Raw genomic sequence first — 21,125 nt, 5'->3', positions numbered from 1 at the left:
CCTTGACCCCACGACGCCCCGGCCGTCTCCGGTCACGGGACGTTGACGCAGTAACCCTTACGAGCGGAAAGGATTGCGGAACGTACGCGAATGATCGCCCAGGGTTACGCTCGACGGATGCGCCTCCGCAAGCCCCCAGCTGTACTCGCCTCCCTCGCCGCCATGGCGACCACCGCGGCCCTCCTGCTCACCGGGTGTTCCGCCGACAACCCGGTGACGGCCTCGCCCGGCACGGCGGCGGCGGGGGAAGCGCAGGCGCTGCTGACGCCGCTGCCGAAGTCGACGTCGGCCGCCCTGGCGCCGTACTACCGGCAGCGGCTGACCTGGCGAAACTGCGGGGTACCGGGCTTCCAGTGCGCCACGCTGAAGGCACCGCTCGACTACGCGAAGCCCACCGCGGGCGACGTACGGCTGGCCGTGGCACGCAAGAAGGCCACCGCGCAGGGCAGACCGCTGGGCTCGCTCCTGGTCAACCCGGGCGGACCGGGCGGCTCGGCGGTCGGCTATCTGGAGCAGTACGCCGGGATCGGCTACCCCGCCGGGGTGCGCGCCCGCTACGACATGGTCGCGATGGACCCGCGCGGCGTAGCCCGCAGCGCGCCGGTCACATGTCTCGACGGGCACGCGATGGACACGTACACGCAGACCGACCCGACGCCTGACGACGCTAGGGAGACCGAGGCGCTCGTCGCGGCGTACAAGAAGTTCGCGGAAGGCTGCGGCGCCCGCTCACCGGGCCTGCTGCGCCATGTCTCCACGGTGGAGGCGGCCCGGGACATGGACATCCTGCGCGCGGTGCTGGGCGACCGGCGGCTGAATTATGTGGGCGCGTCGTACGGCACCTTCCTCGGAGCGACGTACGCGGGGCTCTTCCCGTCCCGGGTGGGCAGGCTGGTGCTGGACGGTGCGATGGACCCGTCGCTGCCTGCGCGCCGTATGAACCTTGATCAGACGGCGGGCTTCGAGACGGCGTTCCGGTCCTTCGCGAAGGACTGCGTACGGCACGCGGACTGCCCCCTGGGCCACAAGGGCACCACCACACCCGAAGCGGCCCGCACCCTCAAGACTCTGTTCCGCGCACTGGACGCCCACCCCGTCCCGGCGGGCGATGCGGACGGCCGCAGAGTCGGTGAGGGGCTCGCCACGACCGGCGTGATCGCGGCGATGTACGACGAGTCGGCGTGGCCGCAGCTGCGCGAGGCGCTGTCCTCGGCGATGCGGGAGCACGATGGCGCCGGACTCCTGGCCCTCTCCGACAGCTACTACGAGCGCGGCGCGGACGGCCACTACACCAACCTGATGTCCGCCAACGCCGCGGTGAACTGCCTGGACCTCCCCGCGCCCTACGCGGCCCCGGACCAGGTGGAGGAAGCCCTCCCGGCCTTCGAGAAGGCGTCCCCGGTCTTCGGCGAGGGCCTGGCCTGGGCCTCCCTGACCTGCGCGTACTGGCCGGTGCGCCCGACGGGTGAACCGCACCGCATCGAGGCCCGGGGCGCCGCCCCGATCATCGTCGTGGGCACCACCCGCGATCCGGCCACCCCCTACCCCTGGGCCCGCTCCCTCGCGAGCCAGCTCACCTCGGCGCGCCTCCTCACCTACGACGGCGACGGCCACACGGCCTACGGCCGAGGCAGCACGTGCATCGACACCACGATCAACACATACCTCCTCAACGGCACCCCGCCCGCGTACGGAAAGCGCTGCTCATAGCCTCGCCCCCTACCCTGGATCCCACCCCTCCGACCCCTGGTCGGAGCACCCCCGGAAACTGTGTAGACTTTCCGATGTTGCCGATCGCACCATGGTGCAGGCAGCATGCCGCCTTAGCTCAGATGGCCAGAGCAACGCACTCGTAATGCGTAGGTCTCGGGTTCGAATCCCGAAGGCGGCTCTTTCCATGCCCAGGTCGGACAGTGTCTGACCTGGGCATTCGCGTTCAGCGGATACGCCGACGGCGGTGGACGCGGGCCGCGCGGCGCCGACGGCCACGATCGTGCCCACGTTCGGCCGTCGGTCATCCAGAGACCGCTGTCCGCAGCGTTGCAGTTGTTGCTCCCCGGCCCAACGTCCTCCTCGATAGGCTGCTTTGGTGCAGGCGTGGTGGCGGTGCAGCCACCCCGGACATCGAGGCGTGCCAAAGGACGGTCGGCTTGGGTGAGAGGCTGAGACTCGCAGACGTCGAACACATTCCGGCGGACGAGCTCGTACCGCTGATCACCGATAGTTTCGACAACCTCGTCACGGTAGCCATCGCGGAAGCCACCAACGGCTACATTCCGCAACGCACCCGTCGCTTGACTCTGTCGGGGATCTTGAGGATCCCCGGCGGGGCAGCATGATCAACGGGCATGCTCGGCTCTGTTCAAGGACCGATGCAGTTGTCGAGGTGCCCGTTGTCGCTTCACGCCCGTTCTGGTGAGCAAGTCCCTTCTCTGACCATGCAGATGGCGCGGGCGAGCAACCCGAGCGGTACAACGGCGATGTGGGTGAGAGACCGCCTGGGCGGGCTGTGGCGTGACGAGGACTTCGCCGACTGGTACCCCCGCGACGGCCGCCCAGGGCTCTCGCCCGCCCAGCTGGCCACCGTCTGTGTGCTCCAGTTCCTGCTCGGTCTGTCGGACCGGCAGGCGGCCGAAGCGGTTCGCTGCCGCATCGATTTCAAATACGCGCTGGCCATGGAACTGGACGATCCCGGCTTCCACCACAGCGTGCTGGCCGACTTCCGCGACCGTCTCACCGAGGACGGCCGAGCCGACCGTCTCCTCGACCTCGCGCTCGAACGCCTGAAGGAGGCCGGTCTCGTTCGCGAACGCACCACCCAGCGCACGGACTCCACCCACGTCCTGGCCGCGGTGCGCGACCTGACCCGGCTGGAACTGGTCACCGAGGCCGTCCGCGCCGCGCTGGAAGAGCTGGCCGGCACCGCTGATCACCTGCTGGCCGGCCTGGTGGACGAGGAGTGGGGGCGCCGCTACGGCCGTCCGGTCCGTCTGGGCAAGAACCCCACCCGCCCCAAGACCAGAATCCTCGCCACCGGAGGCGACGCCGTCCGGCTGATCGAGCACCTCGGGCAGCACGGGCCGGAACGCCTGTCAGGGCCCCGCGTCCAGGCCCTGCGGCAGATCATGGTGCAGAACTACTACCGTGACGGGGCCGGGCGCCTGCGCTGGCGCACCGTGGAGGACGGCGGGCTGCCGCCCTCGTCCGTCGCGGTCGTCTCGCCCTACGATCCGACGGCCCGCTACGCGCGCCGCGGACACGTCACCCGTTGGAAGGGGTTCGTCGCGCATCTCACCGAGACCTGCGATCCCGACGGCGTCAACGTGATCACGGATGTGGCCACCACCGATGCCACCGGCTACGACGCGAAGGCTCTGCCCGGCATCCACACCCGGCTCAAGCGCCGCGGGCTGCTGCCCGCCGAGCATCTGGTCGACGGCGGCTACACCTCCCTGGTCCATCTGGAACAGGCAGCCCGCGAACACCAGGTCACGGTCACCGGACCACTGCCGGTCAACACCACCCGCCAGAACCGCAGGAACAACGGGTTCGGCCGCGACGACTTCCACATCGACTTCGACCGTCGGCAGGTCACCTGCCCGCAGGGCGAGACCAGCGCGGGCTGGCACGGCCCCTACCCGACTTCCTCGCCCACGGCGGCACCTCTGATCGTGGCCCGGTTCACCAAGAGCCAGTGCCGGCCCTGCCCGGTCCGCACCCGCTGCACGACCACCGCCGACAGCGCCCGGAGCGTGGGCTTCCCCCCGCGAGAACTCCGTGACCTGCAACTCCGAGTCCGTGCCGAGCAGCAGACACCCGAATGGCAGGCTCGCTACGCGGTCCGCTCCGGAGTGGAAGGCACCATCAACGAGCTCGCCCACGGACACGGCATGCGCCACTGCCGCTACCGGGGACAGCACAAAGCCCACTTACAGCACGTGTTCACAGCCATCGCTGCAAACATCGAGCGCCTCAGCCGACGGCCGCCGACCGGAGAAGCGCCTCCGTCCCGACGGCCGACCGCCTTCCAGAACTACCTGGACCAGCACGGGATCCCCCGGCCGAGGTCTTGGCGGTCCGCCAGAGACTGAGCAGACCGCCAAGATCCCCGACAGAGTCAGCGTGGAGCGTAAGAGTGGTACGAACTCCCATCTCACCGCCCTGGGCTGGCTGAGGAATGCATTCTCGAGCGAGTACGCGGAGCTTCTTGAGCAGGAGCGTGCCCGCCGGAACGTGGGCGACAAAGTCGAGAAGCCCCCGTTCCGCGACGTGCACGAGCAGATCAAGTACGCCTATGAGTGCGGCCAGATCACCGCGCCCCGCACTCCGGAAGTCGACAGGCTGCTCGTCGCCGATGGTGCAACTGTGCGACTCGCTGCTGCCGACGACGCCAAGGATCAAGAAGAACGCAACATGGTGCTGCGCCATCCCCTGATGCTGGGCCGTTGGGAGAACGCACTGCGGGAACTTGGGGAGATGACCGCAGAACGGGCGCATGCGGAAACCCCTCATGGATTGGGAACCCTCCCTGAGGACTTCTACGCCCTACCCCTGGAGGAAGCGACCGTGGTGCTCAACGCCCGCCGTTTTCTCGCGGCCATCCAGCAGCGGCGTCTCGAGTACAAGCGCCACGTCCGTCAGATCACCCACGCGTTGCGTGAGCGGGAGCGTGAAAGCTCCCACGCCATCGCTGCGGCCGAAGCCAAAGCCGCGGTCGGCCAGCTTCTCATCGAAAGGCGCTCGTCCGAGTACGCCTACGTCCGCGCCGCGCTGCGGCCGCACGAAGAGCGCGACGGCTTTCTACCCAGGTCGCTCGTCACCAGCCCGAAGCGCGCCGAGATCAAGCGTCGTGTCCTGGCGGCCTTGGCGGACGGGACGTGGATGCAGTCGGCGTCGTCGAAAGCGGAAGGAGCGGGGTGAGCCCAGGCGCAGACGCCGCAATCGTGTCGTTGCCCTGCGCCTTGGCCAGAGTCGTAGGACGGGGCGGCGTTGCAGTGGCGTGGGGCGGCTGCTTCCGCTTTGCGACTGGGGGCCCGTGGGGGTTGTGACCTGGTAGGTGCGGAGGATCTTGCGGTAGGTGAGTGTTCGGTCGCCCGGGAATGCCAGTCCTCCGTCAGACGGCCACAAGAACGATAGTCTCTGCCGGATTGCGGATTGCGGATTGCGGATTGCGGATTGCGGATTGCGGTTCACGATCACGGATCACGGATCACGAGGCCGACCCCACCATCCGGGCGGGTGAAAACCAGATGGTGTTCCTCGCAGGCTTCCCCGGCTGCTTCGCGTGCTTCCTCTTGTTGCTCCTTGTGCCGGAGCATGCCCTGCCCCCCTCCGGGCCGCTCGGTCACTGATTGTCAGACCCTCGTGGCACAGTGTGAAAACAGGGAACGCGGGGGAGGAACATCATGGCCGGTACGGCGGCAAAACACCTCACGCTCGAAGCAGCACGCCGGGAACTCGGTCTGTCAAAGGGCGAGTTCACTCTGGGGATCGAACACGGCGTGATCCGTACGTGCTGGAGGGGAGACGAGCTGTGCGTCACAGTGGGCGAGGTGGCCCGGTGGCGTGCGAGTCCCGGCGAACTCGCCGAACTCACCTGCCTGGTACATGCGGCGGAGGCCGCCGGGCTCGCGGGGATCAGCCGACACCGATTCGACCAGTTGGCGCGTGCCGGGGTCATCCGCCCAGTCCGGTCGTACACCAATCGCTATCACGCCGAGGTCTGGCAGTACTCGGCCGCCGACGCCCGCCAGTTGCCGGAGCGTTGTCCCGAGTTGCTCGGTGCCCGGCTGCCCGGCCCCGTCCTGGCCGAACTGGCCGCCGGCGCCGACCGCAGGGCCGAGGGCTACCGTTCGCGGCTCCGTGCCCAGGCGTTGCTGATACTGCGTGGCACCTGGGCGAAAGCCGCCGCGTGGTCGTACTGGCTGAGCGCCGTGCAGCCGCCTGTCGACCGAGCGGAGCTCAGCCAGGCCGAGGTCGTCCATCTCATGCGGCGTGCAGCGGAGGAGTGCCTCGCGGACGTGCTGGGCTCGCAGGCGAGTCCTGCCACCCCTGAGGAGCAGGCAGATGCCGCCCGGGAGTTCACGGCCGCGCTGCGCAGGGCACGGCGCAGTTCCCCGGCGCCCGAGCTGATCGCTCCTTCCGGCGCGGCGTCGCGGCTGGGCTGCGCCGTGGAACAGATCCCGGACGCGTACCGCGACCACGGTGTCCCCGCGGACCTCCTCGAACAGAGCGTGGCCGATGACCTGGCCACGGTGCCCGCCCCCGCGCAGGCCACGGTGGTGCGTGCACGGCGGGCCGCGCAGCACCGGAGGGACGAACGGAGGGCGGCCCGCCAAGCCGGACAGGCCGCGAAGCGGCTGCGCGAGCAACGCGAGCGTGCAGCCGCCGCGCGTGCCCGCGCCCATATCCCGGAACGTACAGGCAACCCCATGGTGACCTTCCACCTGGGCCCCACCAACTCCGGTAAGACACATGACGCCGTCGCCCTGCTGGCCGCGCGCGCTGAGGCCGGGCGAACCGGCGTGTACGCGGCACCGCTGCGCATGCTCGCCTTCGAGGTCTACGAACGGCTGTGCAGCCGACTCGGTGCGGAGAGGGTTGGTCTGCGCACGGGTGAGGAATACCGCAATCCGGATGCGCCAGTGCTGTGCTGCACTGCTGAGGCGGCGCCCACTGACGGCGATTTCCTGGTCGTCGACGAAGCGCACTGGCTGGCCGATGAGGGCCGTGGCCATGCCTGGACCCTCCTGCTGCTCTCCGGAGCACATACCGAGGTGCACGTCTGCGCCGCACCGGAAGCCGAGGATCTGCTGCGCAAGCTCTTCGCCCCCGGCGCGGACATCACTGTGCTCCGCCACGCCCGGCACGGCACACTGAGTCGGACGGAGGAGTTCCGGGCTGCGACCCTCCCGTCGGCAAGTGCGGTGGTGGCCTTCTCCCGTAAAGCCGTTCTCGCCCTGCACCGCGAACTGCTCGAGGCGGGCCGGTCAGCGACGGTCCTCTACGGCGCGATGCCGCCCGCGGCGCGCCGCGAGCAGATCCGGCGGCTGTGCGAGGGCGAGGTCGACGTGATCGTCACCACGGATGTGATCGGTCATGGCGTCAACCTTCCGCTGCGTGCGGTGGCGTTCGCGGAGACGGGCAAGTACGACGGCAGATCTCGCCGGGAGTTGCTGATCTGGGAGGCTGCGCAGATCGCCGGCCGAGCCGGCCGTCGGGGCCATGACGCGGGGGAGGGATTCGTGGGCGTCTACCGTAGCCGCCTTCCCGGCCTCACCGCCACGGCCCGGCTTCTGGACCAGGCCGTCCAGGCAGCCAACGGAACGCGGTCCAGCGGCCTGCGCGTCACGACGGCCCAGGTTCGCCCCACCTGGACCGACCTCGGACAACCGGAACCCGGAGAGATCCCGCACGCTCTGGCCGGTTGGACCGCTGCCGCCCGTACGGTCGCCCAGGGGCGCTCCTGGCTGCGACCCATGCCCGTGGGCGAGATCCACGACAAGCTGATGGCGGCCAGCCGTGCCGTCGGGGTGCCGCCGGACGCAGACGGCTGCTGGCCGCGTGACGGCCACACCGTCTGGCGCCTGATCACCTTGCCCATCGAAGCGGACCGCCCGGCCTTCCCAGCCGTCTGCCGGGCGGTCCTGCGTGGTGTGACCCTGCACCATCTGATCCGTCCGCTCACCAGCATCGAACGGATGACCTTGCCGCAAGCCGAGGAGTACGCCGCGACCATGCGGGACCTGGGCACTGCCATCCGGGCCTTCGGCCGTGAGTGCGGCGGACTGAGCGCCGAGGAGGTGGCGGTCGGCGAGCAGGCTGCCGCTGAACGGATCAGCCAACTGGTCGCCGCCTCCCGGCCACTGGCCGCGCACGGCAGTTGCGCCTCCTGCGGCGAACCCTGTGCTCCCTGGTACACACGCTGCGATGCCTGCCACTCCGCCCGCTTCTCCGGCTATGACGCCCACCGGCTCGCCTGGTGAGAGCGGGGCTGCGGTGACATCACCCTCGACTGGTGGACCGGCCCGGATCCCCGCTGGGCCGTGTTGGGCCCGCGGGACGTTGTTGTCGAATGCGATGAATTGTCAGCCCCGGACTTGCTGCCCGTGTAGATCCGGGCTTTCGGATCTTCGGCTCTGCCGGACGCCGGGCGATGAAAGACTTTTAGCGTGGGTGATCGTTGGGCAGTGCGTGCAGGACACTGTGGATGGGCGAAGGGACTGTTGTGAGGGTCGAACTTCCTCCGGAGCCAATGTTCTTCGTCAACCGCGACGATGAGCGGGAACGTGCCTTGCGTGCCGTGACGGAATGGCGGAGCCGTTCCCGTCCGCTGGTGCTGGCGCTGAGCGGGCCGGGTGGTCTGGGAAAGACGGAGCTGGCCGGTCTGATCGCCCGCACTCTGCTCGACCGCTACCCGTTCACCGACGGTGTGCTGTCGGTCGACCTCGACGACTTTCGGGCGGACGGCGTGCTTGACCCCGGTGATGTGCTCTCCCAGTTGCTGCATTCGCTCGACGTGGCGCCGGACCAGGTGCAGGCCCAGTACGCGGCTCGGTGCAGGCAGTACTGGAACAGGACTTCGGACGCGAAGCTCGTCCTTCTGCTGGACAACGCCTGCTACGCCTCGGAGGTCGTCCCCCTGCTTCCGGCGTCGGGCGGCAGCGTGGTGATCGTCACGAGTCACGGTCCGCTCCATGACCTCGAAGCCGGTGCCGCGGTGGATCTGGCGCTGCCGCCGCTGGACGAGCGGGCAGCCCTGGAACTGCTGGAGCTGCTTGTCCGTGATCACCCGCTGGCCGCCGACCCGGAGACGGCACGGGCGGTGGTCCGGCTGTGTGACGGCCTTCCGGCGGCACTGCACGTGGCGGGCCGGTGGGTGCGTACGCACCGGCTGCGTCCACTCTCCCGTATCCTCGCCGATCTCCAGGCCGAGTTGGACGAGAAGGGTGTGCCGGGCGTGGAACACATCTGGGACACGGCCTGCGCCGATCTGTCCCGCCCGGCGGCGCAGCTCTACCGGTTGCTTCCGCACCATCCCGGTGAGACGTTCACGCTCCACTCCGCCACCGCGTTGTCGGGGCTGGGACCGGAGGCCTGCCAGGACGCCCTGGAGGAACTGGACCGGGCCGGGTTACTGGACCTGCGTCTGCTGTCGCTGACGGTGGCAGGCCAGATGAGGCTGCCGGGGCCTCAGCGTGGGCACGCCCTGCGCTGGTCCCGCCGGGAGACCGGGGACACCGGCGGTGTGGTGGCCGAGGCACAGGCCAGGCTGCTGCGCTGGGTTGTCCGGCAGGCTCAGCTGGCCGACCGGTTTGCCGCCGGCCGTCGGCTGACCGTCGTGGATCTCTTCGACCCTGTTCCCGGTGTGCCGGACGTTCCGCTGGAGGATCCGGAAGCGGCCGTGGACGACGCGTCACGGTCTGTACGGGCAGAAAGTGCGGCGCGCTGGCTGGACGAGGAACGCCATGTGCTGTTCGCGTGCTCGCGGCTGGCCCACGGCCGTGGGATGGACACCGAGGTCGTGGCCCTGTCAGAGCCCGTGTGGACGCATGCCCTGGATCATCCCCATCAGTCCGAGGTCATCGAAGTCTTCCGGCGTGCCGTCGACTCGGCGGTCCGGCACGGGGGGAACGCCGGGTGGCTGGTGCGCACGCGCTGCCAGTTGGCCAGGCCGCGGTGGGAGTCGGAGAGGCTGAGCGAGGCCCAGGAACAGATCGACAGAGCGATGTCCGCCGTGGAACTGCTGGGGAACTCCGAACGGGACCGCAAGCTCGCTGCGTCGGCTGTCGAGCACCGGGGCATGCTCAAGGGCGTACGGGGTGAGTGGAGTTCGGCTCTGGTCGACTTCGCCGACTCCCGGGACATGCACCGGGCGATCCCTAACCCCTACGGCGTCCTGCTCCAGACCTATCGGATGGGAGAGGCGAGCGCGAAGGCGGGTGACCTTGAGACGGCGCGTCGTCTGCTGTCCGAGGCGTACACCGGGTTCGTGGGGGAGAGGCGCGAGAGGCTGATCGGACGCTCGGCGTTCGCCCTCGCCGGTGTCCTGCACCGCCTCGGCCGGATGGACGAGGCCCGTGAGCTGTACCTGCAGTCGCTCGGGCGGGCTGACAGGCGGCGCTCGGGCTTCGACCTGGCACGCGTGCACGACGCGCTCGCCGAACTGGACACGGCTGGGGGACACTTGGCGGAGGCCGAGGAGCATCGTTCGGCGGCCCGGACCCTCCGGCGGCGCAACGGACTGGGCTAGGCCCTAGATCGCCTGCGTGGCTTCGGCGTCCGTGGCCGGGCGGAGGTTGATGCGGAAAGTCCGTTCTCCGATGAGGCAGTTCAGCACGGTGGGGCTGTCCGTGGCGGGCTCGGGGGAGACCAACCGGGCGTGTGCGGCCGACAGGGCGACGGCCGGGTCGATCCGTACGATCCGGCCTTCTTCGGAGCGTGGTTCGACCTGGACGGCGTACGTCTGCTCGTGACCGCGGACTCTGAGCAGGCACCCTCCGGACGGCAGCAGAGCTGCGGCCGAACGACAGCTCGGGTAAGCGGACAGGGCGTGCCGAGTCCACCCGTCGGCGGTCCAGGCCAGGTCCACGGGGGCGGCGGAGGCCGAGAGCGGACGGCGGTACAACAGGCCTGCGGAACGGGAAAGTTGTTCGCCGGCGGCGCCGTGCTCCACGGCCAAGTGGTGGCCGGGCAGCCCGGTGCCGGCCGGGCGCCGGGTGATTCGGACGCCGGCCTCGTCGGTCTCCACGTGGACGTCGAACGCCGCGGGGACATGCGTGGCGGGCGAGGGCGAGGGCAGCAGCCGGGGTGTGCAGCCGTGCGTGGGTGGCGTGAGACCGAGCAGGGCGTAGACCTCGGTTCGCAGGCGGTCCACGGCATCACCGGGGGGTGCGAACGCGGCCTCGGCGGCGGCGTGCCCGGGGCCCGGCCGGTATGCCCGCAGTGCGTCGACGATCTCTTCGGCCCGTTCCAACTGCGGTATTCGGCTGAGGAGTACGCCCATCGGGCTGCCGGTGATCAGTTCGCCGCCACCCTGGTGGACGCTCACGATGGGGCGGTCCTGGGCGGCGCAGTAGTACAGGGCGGTTGATCCGTGGTCGGTGACCAGGGCGTCGGCGGCGATCAGGACGGAGGCCCACTCCTCATGGGGATTCGGCAGGATCAACCCGGCGTCGAGGGCGGGCGCCAGGCGTTCGGTCAGCTCGTACGTTCCGAGCAGGCTGCGCTCATTGGGATGGACCACGAGCGCCAACTGGTATTCGTCGTGGGGCAGTCGGGTCGCGAGCCGGGAGGGCAGTCCGGGGTGTCGCCGGATGAGAGATTCCGGCCCCCAGGTGGAGACCAGGACCAGCAGCTTGCGGGCTCCGGTGCCCAACGCCGCCCGGTAGTGGTCGCGTAGGGACGACGAGGCGAGGACGCGTTCCAGAGTGAGATCGCCGATCACCTTCGCCTGCCGGGCGGCCCGCGGATTCGTGGCGGCCACCATGGCGACCTGATCGGGATGGGCCAGGGCGTGCAGCGCTATCGGAGCGTCGTGATCGGTTCGCCGCAGATACGCCGGGTCCAGCCCGGACGCGGAGTCGGCCGAACCCTCGCCGGGGATCGACTTGTTGAAGCCCGCGCCGTGCGGCAGAAGAACGTGTGGGCCGCGCAGCAGCCTCAGGTCGCCCTTCGGGCTCGCGGCGACGACAAGGTCGTACGAATGACCGCACGCCTCGCTCCACGGCACCGTGCGGCCTCCGAGGGCGTCGATCGCGGAGAGAGCGTCCGCTCCGAAGCCAGAGCCGGGAACGAGGGTGAACACGCGGGTGATCCGATCGTCACCTGAGAAGACGGGGAGAACGTCGAGCAGACGATAGAGGGCCACCGCCGAACGAGCCGCGAACAGAACCGTTCGCCCGTCGCCCGTCGCCCGTCGCCCGTCGCCCGTCGCCCGTCGCCCGTCGCCCGTCGCCCGTCGCCCCACGATGTCGAGTCTACCGAGAACCGGTCGGTGGAACGGCTGTTTCCGCAGGTCGGGGCGGATTCCTTCGCGTCGTCGGGCGACATGATCCGATCGTATCGCGCACTGTCCGAAGGTCGCGGAGAGTGATCCGCGAGTGATCCGCACTGCACATTCGGCAAGAGTGCTGCGGCATGCCGTGGCTGATCGCGAGGATGGTGGCATGAGTGACTGGGCCATCGCACTGATCGCCGCGGGATCGGCGATCGCGGGCAGCGTCGTCACCGGCTGGTACGCCCGCAGCGCCGGTATCCGGCAGGCCGAAGCCGCGCGTCACGCCGGCGACCGCCAGGCGGACGCGCTGCTCGAATCGGTCCGTATGACCCTTCGCGCCGAGGCCGGCCACCGCGCGTTCGCCCTCCGCCGCCAGACCTACGCGGAGTTCCTCGGAGCCGCAGAGGTCAAGATCCTCACCCAGCGGAACGGACGGGGTCAGGCCGACGACGACGTCCTGCTGCAACGCGCCTTGGGCGGGGTGCTTCTGGAAGGTCCGCCGGATGTCGCCGCCGCGGCGCAGCATCTCGTCGACTGTCTGAGACACCATGAGAGTCATGACGAACTCAAGCGTGCGAAGCTGGCCTTCGTCTCGGTGGCGCAGGAGTGCTGCCGGCCCCGATGAACTTCCCTCAGCCCCACCGGATCGGCCCCATCGGATCGGTCCCGTCGGATCGGTCCCGTCGGATCGGTCCCGTCGGATCAGTCCCGGGTCGATGCGGCGGCGCACCACCGCGAGTGTTCCCGCGATCGCCACGATGAGGACGCCGAGGGTGGCGCCCAGCAGGAGCGGTACGCCCGCGCTGTCCCAGAAGATCTCGCCGCCGCCCGTGGGGAAGGCCGGCATGCTCATCGGTCGGCGCTGCCCGGCGGGACGACCCATTCGGTGGGCTGGCCTGTGAGGGAGGCGATCATGTCGAAGTCTCCGTCGTGGTGGAGGACCGTTCGCCGGTTCAGTTCCTCTGTGGCGGCGCAGCAGGTCGGGAAGGGGCAGAGCGCGGTGGAAGCCTGCGTTGAGGGCATGGCGCTCGATCTCGAGAGCGCGGGTGAAGAGGTTCCCTCGTGGATGGAGACTGCGGCTCATTCGACGGGCGCCGAGGCCGAACGATTAGCCAACCGTAGCGATCCTGTGGCACGGTGTGAGCGCGCCCGGTGCCCAGGCGACCTCGGGCGCCCTTCGCTGTAGGACCTATGTGGTCGTCCCGGCCGACCGGTGTCCGGAGGGACACGTCTGGGGCACCTCACGGGACGGGGCCTGGAGGAAGGTCGGCCGCCCGTGCGGGTGGCGCGAGGGCACGAAGGCGAGTGAGCGTGACGATCATCATCCTGGGGTGCTCGAATGAGAGACGATGAGGAACTGCTCGCACAGGTGCGTGAGCTCCGGCGGCGCGGCAGTGGACCGAAGCAGGTTGCCCGGGTGCTCGGTCTGCGGCAGTCGGCCGCGAGCGTGCTGGTGCGGCGCGCCGCCGAGATGGAACAGGCGGTCGATGACCCGGCGGACTGTGCCCTGGCCGGTTGCTGGCTCAGTCCGGGGTGGAGCGAAGGGCTTGGCCTCGTGGATGCTCCTCGTGCCTGGCACGAGAGCGACCCTCTGTTCGGCGACGAGGTCCCCTCGGGTGGGTTGGCCGGGGTGGTGGTCGCCCGGCGAGAGCGGGCCAGCCGGGTCACGGTCTGCGGGTTCCTGGTCGACGTGCACTGCCTTGGTGTGAAGAACGTGAACGGGCCGCACACGATGGGATCGGGTTCTCTCGACTCCTGGCGGCGGGAGTTCTTCTCCGCGTTCGACTCGCCGGGTGTCGAGGCGCCGCTGGAGCTGGCCCAGCATCTGGTGCACGGGGCGGTGACTTTCGCCCGCGGGCTGGGCTTCGAGCCGCATGAGGAGTTCGAGGCGGCGGCTGTGCACCTGGGGGAGCCCACAGGGCCGGTGCCGATCGAGTTCGGCCGGGACGGTGTGCCGTTCTATGTCGCCGGCCCCTACGACGATGCCCGGTCCGTCGTCCGCACGCTCGAAGCGGCGGTCGGCGAGGGCAACTATCACTACGTGTTGCCGATGGGGTAGCGGGCCGCCCGTCCCCGGCTGGGCAGCGCGTCGTCGTTCGGGATTTCGGGGATAGCGTGGCGCGGCACGTCATGGTTGCTGTGGACAAGGTGGGCGGGTTCATGCGGATGCGGTTCGAGGACGGGGCCGAGGAGGAGTTCGAGGCGGGCGTGCGGGCTGCTGGTGGACCGGCTGCTCCGGTGGGCCCGACAACAGCATTCCGTACGCGTGCGCAGGCGATGCTCGACGTGCTGCTGGTGGCGTTGCCGGACGGCGAGGGCGAACGGCTGCTGCGCGAGCGGCGTGGCGATGCTCAGCTTGCGCCGCTCGCGCTGAATGCGCTGGCGCACCATGAACTGCTGTCCCCCGAGGACATGACCGATGCCGAGCAATTGCTGCTGCTCGCCGAGAACCTGCTCCAGCTCGGTGAGTTGCCGCAGCGCGGCATCGCGCTCGCCGCGAGCCGAAATCCAGCCGGCCAGCTCCGCGCGGAGCACGCGTCAAATGCGCGCAGCCACAACTGAAGCGGGTCGGCCAGCACCGGCCGGGCCTTGGCCACCGCATACAACCGGCCCTTGGCCACCCGGACCAGCCGCGCCTTCTTCGCCCACTCCACCAGCAGCCCGAGCCGCGGCAGATCGGCGGACGAGCGCACCCCATGTGGAGGAGCTGCTGCTCGCCTGGCTGCCGCAGACGGTCACCGAACTCCCTGGGGAGGAAATCGGAGACGGCCCAGGTACGTTGCGCGGGCGGCGGGGAGAGCGCCGAGGAGGCGCTGCGCGCGCAGGGGCCCGAGATCAGGGACGCGGTTGCCGCGGCTCTTGCCTCTGCGCACCCGGAGCGGTCCGGACTCGACGAGCTCAGACAACTTGTGGCCCGTGGACTGCGTAGTCCCGCTGCCCGCGTCGGCCGGGCCGGAAAGCGTCGGCGCACCGCGGGCAAGAACCGCCCCAAGCGGCGCCGCTGACCAGGGCAGGGCCGCCCAGTCATGGAGGTGCCGCGTGAGACCGGCACCGCCATGGAGTCGGGCGGGCATCGGGCGGGAGTCGGGCGGGAGTCGGGTGGCGGGGAATCGCGAAGATCACCTGGAGCCTCGTACCGGAACGTGTAACGCCTGATGCCCTGCACCACGACGCGTTCACGGGCGCGTTCACGACGCGCTGACGATGCGGGATGCGACCCGCGGCGAGCCGGGCTGTCCAAGCGTCCGCGATCTCTCTACGGTTGGTGTCCGACCGCCCCTTGGGGCTGGACGGGTGAAGGGGGCTTTGTGGAAGCGGAGTTGGCGGCTCTCGCTGCGTCGGGAGCGACGACGCTGGTCGGGTTGATGGTGTCGGAGTCGTGGGAGCGGGCGAAGGGCGGACTGGCCCGGTTCTTCGGGCGGCGCACTCCGGGCTCGGCCGCCGAGGAAGAACTCCAGGCAGCGAGCGCGGAGTTGGACAGCGCCAGGGCGGCTGGTGACGCAGGCGTCCAGGCAGGTGTGCAGGCCAGGTTGCGGCAGCGTCTGGAGCGGATGTTCCAGGACGATCCCAGTGCCGCCGGAGAACTGGCGCACCTGCTCGCCGAGTTGGCGCCGGACGCGTCCCGCACCTTCGTCCATCTCGTCGGCGGAGGGGTGAATTACGGTCCCGCCTTCCAGGGATCGCACATCCACGGTGGCATCACCTTCAACGTCCCGCCGGCGCCGCAATCCGCGTCGGGCGTGCCGGTCAGGCCGGACCAAGTTCCGCCGGTGACGGTCCCGTTCAGCAATCGGACGGCCGAACTCGCCGTCCTGGACGAGGCACTCGGGGCGGCACCCGGTGCGCGAGCCGACGGCTCCGGATCCGTCGATGTCGGGGTGCTCGACGGACTCCCCGGGGTCGGCAAGACGACCATGGCGTGGCGGTGGGCGGCACGGGCCCGCGGGCTCTTCCCGGACGGACAGCTGTACGTCGATTTCGCCGCCCTGCGCGACCGGTCCGCGCAGATGACCGCAGTCGGCGCGGATGTCTCCGAGGCCCTTGCCATGTGCCTGAGGTCGCTGCCCGGAGGCGACGACGGCATCCCGAGTTCACTCGCGGAGCGGACCAATCTGTTCCGCTCGCGCTCGGCCGGCCTGCGCATTCTGCTCGTCCTCGACGACGTGAACCAGCCCGCACAGGTTCGTGCGCTGATCCCCAAGGGGCCGGGCAGCGCGGTACTGGTCACGAGCCAGGGCAGGCTCGGTGAACTGGCCATGGACGGTGCCAGGTTGATCTCCGTCAAGCCGCTGGACGCGCACGGCGGGCTGACGCTGCTGAAGGACCGGTGCGGTGCGGAAGCGGTCGACGCCGAACCGGACGCCGCACAGCGCCTGGTGGAGCTGTGCGGCGGACTGCCGGTGGCCCTGCAGATCGTTGCGGCGCGTCTGGTCACCGTCGACGGTCTCACCCTGACCGAACTGGCCGCCGAACTGGACGACGAGGCCGGAAGACTGGCCGGCATGGCGCTGGAAGGCGAGGAGACGTCGGTGTCCGCTGTTCTGGGTTCCTCCTACCGGCTGCTGCCGCCCGACGCCGCTCGGCTCTACCGTCTGCTCGGATGGCTGCCGGTCGGCATCTTCGACGCCGGTGTGGCCGCCGTTGCCGCGGACATCGATACGAGGAGTGCGAAACGCCTGCTGGGCGTCCTGGTGAAAGCCAGCCTGGCGGAGACCATGGGCGACGGCCGCTACCGCATGCACGATCTGGTCCGGCTGCATGCGAGGGAGCGCGCCGCGGAGGAGGAGCCGGAGCCGGAGCAGGCGGCGCTGACGGAGCGGGTGGGCACGCACTATCTCGTCCTGGCCGCGTTCGCCGACCGGGCGCTCAGGCGGGACCGGCTGCGGATCGCTGAACTGTCCGCCCTGCTGCGGGAAGCCGACGACCCCTTCGCCGTCGTCGGCGGGCCGCCTCCGTTGGAGTGGCTGGACACCGAGCGTCCGGCCGTCCTGGCGGTACTGCGTACGGCGGTCCGTCACGGGCTGCACACCCTGGCCTGGCAACTGGCCGAGGCGTTCACGGTGTTGTTCCTGTACCGCCGTCGTTACCTCGGGGCGTGGGTGGAGTCGCTGGAGCTGGGTGCCCAGGCAGCCGCCGCGGCGGTGGCGTCCGCGGACACGGCCGGCGAGATCGCGGAGGCCACGGCGGCCGAGGCCCGGCTGCGCAGCCTGCTGTCGCGCCCGTTGCTGGACCTCGGCGAGAACGACCGGGCCGGAGCGGAACTGGACAAGGCTGTCGACTTGGCAGAGGTGGCCGGTCACCTCGTCCTGCGCGCCTCCGTACAGGAGTTCCTCGGGCGGTACCGGGACCTCTTCGAACCGTCCCGCGCCGTCGAGGCGTACCAGCTCTCCCTCGCACTCAACGAGCAGGCCGGGGAGGCCCGCGGAGCGGCCATCGCCGCCTACTTCCTCGGGTGTGCGCAGGACACTCAGGGCGATCATGCCCAGGCCCTGGCCACGCTGCGCCGGGCGCGGCAGGACCTGGAGACCCATGTGGAGCCCGATCGGCGTATGGCGGCCCGAGTGACCGCCGCCATCGGCGTCGTACGTGATCATCTCGGCGAGACCGACGAAGCGATCCGCGAGCTGCGCGAGGCGGCCCGGGTGCTGGGCGAGGTGGAGGCGACGCACTACGAGGCGCAGGCCCTGGTGCAGCTCGCCGACATCGCGGAGCGGACGGGAGGCCACGAGGATCTGCTGCGCGACTGCTTGAGCCGGGCCGTCGCGATCCACGAGGCGGCCGGCAACCGCCTGGCGGAGAGTCTGCGGCGGCGGTGGGAAGACCTCGATCGTTGAGGGACGGGCGATAGATCGTTGAGGGATCGTGGCTACCTGACCGGCAGGGCGGGACGACGGCGCAGGACGACGTCCTCGTCCCGGCCGTCACCGATCCGCCCTGAGGGATCGTGGCTACCTGACCGGCAGGGCGGGACGACGGCGCAGGACGACGTCCTCGTCCCGGCCGTCACCGATCCGCAGGCTCAGCTGGGCGTCGTTCAGCGGACGTCCTGAGCGCAGAAGGGCGTACACGACCGCGGCGAGCAGGGCCGGATCCACCGCGGGGCCGGTGGCTGCGGCCTCCACGATCCGGCCGTCCCTGAGCCCGACCAGGCAGCAGCCCCCGCGTACCTCCGAGGCCGCGAGGAGGCTTCCGGGGAACTGGGCGAGTGTGTCCTCGATCCACCGCAGTGCCCCGACCGAGGTGGACACGGGGTGGCGGCGCAGGAGTACGGAGGCGCTTTCTGTCAGTCGGCGGTCGGGTTCGTCGTCCACGCATGCGAGATGGGTGAAGCAGGCGGGGGAGTCGGGACGGGGCGCGTCGTCAGCAGCGGACGCGGCTGCCGGAAAGCGGCGCACGGTGACGGCGGCCGGTGTTTCACCGGCTTCGGTGACACCGGTGGTCACCTCCCAGGAGGTGACCGGTGAGGCGGGCGGATCCGGAACAGGCAGTACCGGCGCGGACGGCGGTGGGGACGACGGCTCCGGGAGCCTCAGCAGACGGTAGAGAGCGGTGCGCAGCCGGGCGAGTGCATGCCCCGGTTCGGCGAAGGCCTGCTCCGCGACCGCGGCGTACCGCTCGGGCGTGTGCTCCCGTACGACATCCTCCACCTGCTGGAGCAGGTCCCCGCGTGGGTCGAGGCGGGGTGCGACGGCCGCCATGTCGTGAACGGCCGTCCCGGGCACCGCGTCTTGGCCGAACGCGGCCAGCAGCAGCGGCGTAGCGGCTGCCGCGCCGTACAGCGTCACCGAACCGTGGTCGCCGATGAGGACGTCCGCCGCGACGAGTGCGGGCCGCCAGGCGTGGATGGCCGGCATCAGCAGCAGGCCCGCGTCCAGGGCGGCGGCCTGCAGGGTGCGGATCTGCCAGGCCCCGTGGGCAGACCAGACGTTGGGGTGGATGATCGCGCCCACCCGGTAGTCGTCGCAGGGAAGTTGTGAGAGGAGACGCGGGAGAAGGGCCGGGTGACGTCCCAGGAGGGAGGTGGGTCCCCAGGTGGAACTGACCATGACGAGACGCTGGTGCTCCGCGACTCCCAGCGCGTCTCGGTACGCCTCCCTGCGTGGTCGGCTGCCGACCAGTTCGTCGAAGCACGGGTCGCCCACGAGGAGGGTGCGCCCGGCGGCCTTCGGGTGCGTGTCGAGCAACTGCTCTTCCTGCGCCGGATGCGAGACCGCCAGCCAGGCACGCCCCGTCTCCAGGAGAGAGTCAGGCACGACCCCGGAGAGCCTGTCCGCCGAGCTCCGGGAATCCGGCACGAACTTCTGAAACCCGACACCGTGCGGCAGCACCAGCACCGGACAGTCGCCTTCCGGTACGTCGATGTTCTCGCTGGCGGAGAGGATGAGGTCGGGGGCCATGTGCCCCAGCTGCTCCCAGGGCATGACCCGGCATCCGGCGGCGTGCAGGAGGTCGAGGACGCCGGAGCTGAAGGCGGACGTGGGGTCGTAGGCGAAGACGACGGTCACACGGTGGTCGCCGCGAAGGAGCGGCGGCAGCGTTTCGAGGACTCGTACGGTCGAGGTGACCGTACGGGCGGCGACGACGAGGGTACGTTCGCCGTGGAAGGTGCTCCAACGGTGGGCGTCACGCCCCACAGGCACCCGAAGCGGCCGGCTACCGAACACGGCGCCCGCCTCCGACGAACCCGCATCTCCAGCCGGTCAGCGGCTCGCGGCTCGCGGCTCGCGGCTCGCGGCTCGCGGCTCGCGGCTCGCGGCTCGCGGCAACGGTGCGTGTATCGCATTTCAAGCCGGTCAGCAATCTTTCGGGCAGTGTGCGGCGGGTGGGCGGACGTATGAACTCGTACACGGTAACGAGAAGCTCAGTAGGTGACGAGATCCGTGCCCTCGTCCTCGGGTGAGCGGCGTGGCACTGGATGAGCGTCGTGCCCGGCCTGCCGCCCCACGGTGCTCTCGCGCACGATGAGCCGATGTGGGGCCCGGATCTCCAGACCCGGTACGGGCGTTGGGCTGGTGATCCGGGTGATCAGTCGTTCGACCGCCGTCTCGGCGATCAGCTTCTTGTCCGGCGAGATCGTCGTGACGGACGGGTTGGCGTACCTGCCGTCCTCGATGTCGTCATAGCCGACGACGGCAATGTCCTCGGGAACGCGCAGTCCTCGGGAGGCCAGCGTGCGCAGGGCTCCCAGCGCCACCAGGTCGCTGTAGCAGAAGACCGCGTCGGGCGGCTCCTCCAGGTCGAGCAGCCGGGCCATGGCTGCGGCACCGTCGAAGCGGTTGAAGCGTGGCGTGGAGACGATGAGGTCCTCGTGGACCGGCAGCCCGGCGCGCTCGTGGGCCAGGCGGAAGCCTCGCGTGCGCAGTTGGGCCGCCTCGCCGGTGCGGTACGGCTGGTCGCCGATCGCCGCGATACGGCGCCTGCCGAGGCCGATCAGGTGCTCCGTGACCTCCCGGGACGCGGCGACATCGTCGATGCCGATGTGGTCGAAGCCGCCGTCACTGACCCGCTCGCCGAGTACGACGAGAGGCAGACGGGGGTCGCGGCCGGACAGGTCCGCCTGGGCCAGACCCAGCGGGCTGAAGATGACCCCGTCGAAGAGCAGCCGCGCGGAGCCACGGGAGAGGAACAGTTTCTCGTGCTCCGCGTCGCCGTCGGTCTGGTCGATCAGGACGTTGTACCCCTGGACGCGGGCGGCGCGGATGATGCCCTGCAGCAGTTCGGAGAAGTACGGCGTGTCCAGGTACGGCACGACCACCGCGATCTGCCCGGAGCGTCCGGCGGCGAGGTTGCGGGCCAGCACGTTGGGCCGGTAGCCGAGCTCGTCCACGGCCTGCTGTACGCGAGCGCGGGTGGCCTCGGCGACCGGCGCGTAGCCGTTGACGACGTTGGACACGGTGCGGCTGGAGACGCCGGCGCGTTCCGCCACATCGCGAAGTGTGACGTCTCTTCCCATGGCTTGCCCTTTGTCGGATCTGCCGGGTTCTCTGCCGGGTTCTTGGGTCGCTGAAATTTTCTTTACGTTTCCGCGAAGCGCCTATTGCAGCGCAGCAAGTTGTTGGTTAAGACTTCTGCAGCGCTGCAAGAAGCGTAACAGAGCCGATCCGACCGCCTGATCAACCAGTGTCCC

The 21,125-nt window shown here is 70.1% G+C and carries 13 protein-coding genes and 1 tRNA gene; 11 read left to right on the top strand and 3 right to left on the bottom strand.

What is annotated here, in order from left to right:
• The first annotated feature begins 117 nt into the window (after positions 1-117).
• The 7 genes from ACSYGN_RS17940 (at position 118) to ACSYGN_RS17910 (ending at position 10,252) form a co-directional block, all read left to right on the top strand.
• Positions 118-1,710 (top strand): alpha/beta hydrolase, encoded by a 1,593-nt coding sequence (locus ACSYGN_RS17940; protein ID WP_460396804.1) that lies wholly within the window; start codon positions 118-120, stop codon positions 1,708-1,710.
• Positions 1,711-1,817: 107 nt separating this feature from the next.
• Positions 1,818-1,891 (top strand) — tRNA-Thr (locus ACSYGN_RS17935).
• A gap of 259 nt (positions 1,892-2,150) precedes the next feature.
• The gene (locus ACSYGN_RS17930) at positions 2,151-2,339 is read left to right on the top strand and encodes a hypothetical protein (RefSeq protein ID WP_460396801.1); all 189 of its coding nucleotides are present in this window, start codon (positions 2,151-2,153) and stop codon (positions 2,337-2,339) included.
• A gap of 99 nt (positions 2,340-2,438) precedes the next feature.
• Positions 2,439-4,091 (top strand): IS1182 family transposase, encoded by a 1,653-nt coding sequence (locus ACSYGN_RS17925; RefSeq protein ID WP_460391610.1) that lies wholly within the window; start codon positions 2,439-2,441, stop codon positions 4,089-4,091.
• A 31-nt stretch (positions 4,092-4,122) separates the two neighbouring features.
• Positions 4,123-4,920: a hypothetical protein gene (locus ACSYGN_RS17920; protein WP_460396799.1), complete on the top strand. Its 798-nt coding sequence runs from the start codon at positions 4,123-4,125 to the stop codon at positions 4,918-4,920.
• A gap of 485 nt (positions 4,921-5,405) precedes the next feature.
• The gene (locus ACSYGN_RS17915; RefSeq protein ID WP_460396797.1) at positions 5,406-7,985 is read left to right on the top strand and encodes a DUF6397 family protein; all 2,580 of its coding nucleotides are present in this window, start codon (positions 5,406-5,408) and stop codon (positions 7,983-7,985) included.
• A 224-nt stretch (positions 7,986-8,209) separates the two neighbouring features.
• Entirely contained in the window at positions 8,210-10,252 is a 2,043-nt protein-coding gene (locus tag ACSYGN_RS17910; RefSeq protein ID WP_460396795.1) for an NB-ARC domain-containing protein, read from the top strand.
• Between the two features lie 3 nt (positions 10,253-10,255).
• Here ACSYGN_RS17910 and ACSYGN_RS17905 read toward each other — a convergent pair whose 3' ends face one another.
• On the bottom strand, positions 10,256-11,806 hold the full coding sequence (locus ACSYGN_RS17905) for a translation initiation factor 2 (protein ID WP_460396793.1): 1,551 nt from the start codon (positions 11,804-11,806) through the stop codon (positions 10,256-10,258).
• Between the two features lie 361 nt (positions 11,807-12,167).
• On the opposite strand from ACSYGN_RS17905, the gene ACSYGN_RS17900 reads away from it, so the two are divergent.
• From ACSYGN_RS17900 to ACSYGN_RS17885, 4 genes are all read left to right on the top strand, one after another.
• Complete coding sequence (locus ACSYGN_RS17900) at positions 12,168-12,623, top strand: hypothetical protein (protein ID WP_460396791.1); 456 nt, start codon at positions 12,168-12,170, stop codon at positions 12,621-12,623.
• Positions 12,624-13,337: 714 nt separating this feature from the next.
• Entirely contained in the window at positions 13,338-14,057 is a 720-nt protein-coding gene (locus ACSYGN_RS17895; protein ID WP_460396788.1) for a hypothetical protein, read from the top strand.
• A 71-nt stretch (positions 14,058-14,128) separates the two neighbouring features.
• Positions 14,129-14,560, top strand: coding sequence for a hypothetical protein (locus tag ACSYGN_RS17890; protein ID WP_460396786.1), 432 nt, complete (start codon positions 14,129-14,131; stop codon positions 14,558-14,560).
• 746 nt (positions 14,561-15,306) lie between these two features.
• A complete protein-coding gene (locus ACSYGN_RS17885) occupies positions 15,307-17,832 on the top strand; it encodes an NB-ARC domain-containing protein (RefSeq protein WP_460396784.1) in 2,526 nt (841 codons plus the stop codon).
• A 114-nt stretch (positions 17,833-17,946) separates the two neighbouring features.
• Here the strand turns inward: ACSYGN_RS17885 and ACSYGN_RS17880 are convergent, their stop codons facing one another.
• Positions 17,947-19,632 carry a hypothetical protein gene (locus tag ACSYGN_RS17880; RefSeq protein WP_460396782.1) on the bottom strand — a complete coding sequence of 562 codons (1,686 nt, stop codon included), beginning with the start codon at positions 19,630-19,632 and terminating at the stop codon, positions 17,947-17,949.
• 227 nt (positions 19,633-19,859) lie between these two features.
• Positions 19,860-20,951, bottom strand: coding sequence for a LacI family DNA-binding transcriptional regulator (locus ACSYGN_RS17875; protein WP_460396779.1), 1,092 nt, complete (start codon positions 20,949-20,951; stop codon positions 19,860-19,862).
• Positions 20,952-21,125 lie beyond the last annotated feature (174 nt).

The organism is Streptomyces sp. YIM S03343 (assembly GCF_054729195.1).
Note: the sequence above shows the minus strand (reverse complement) of the source record. Positions and strands in the feature narration are given on the sequence as shown.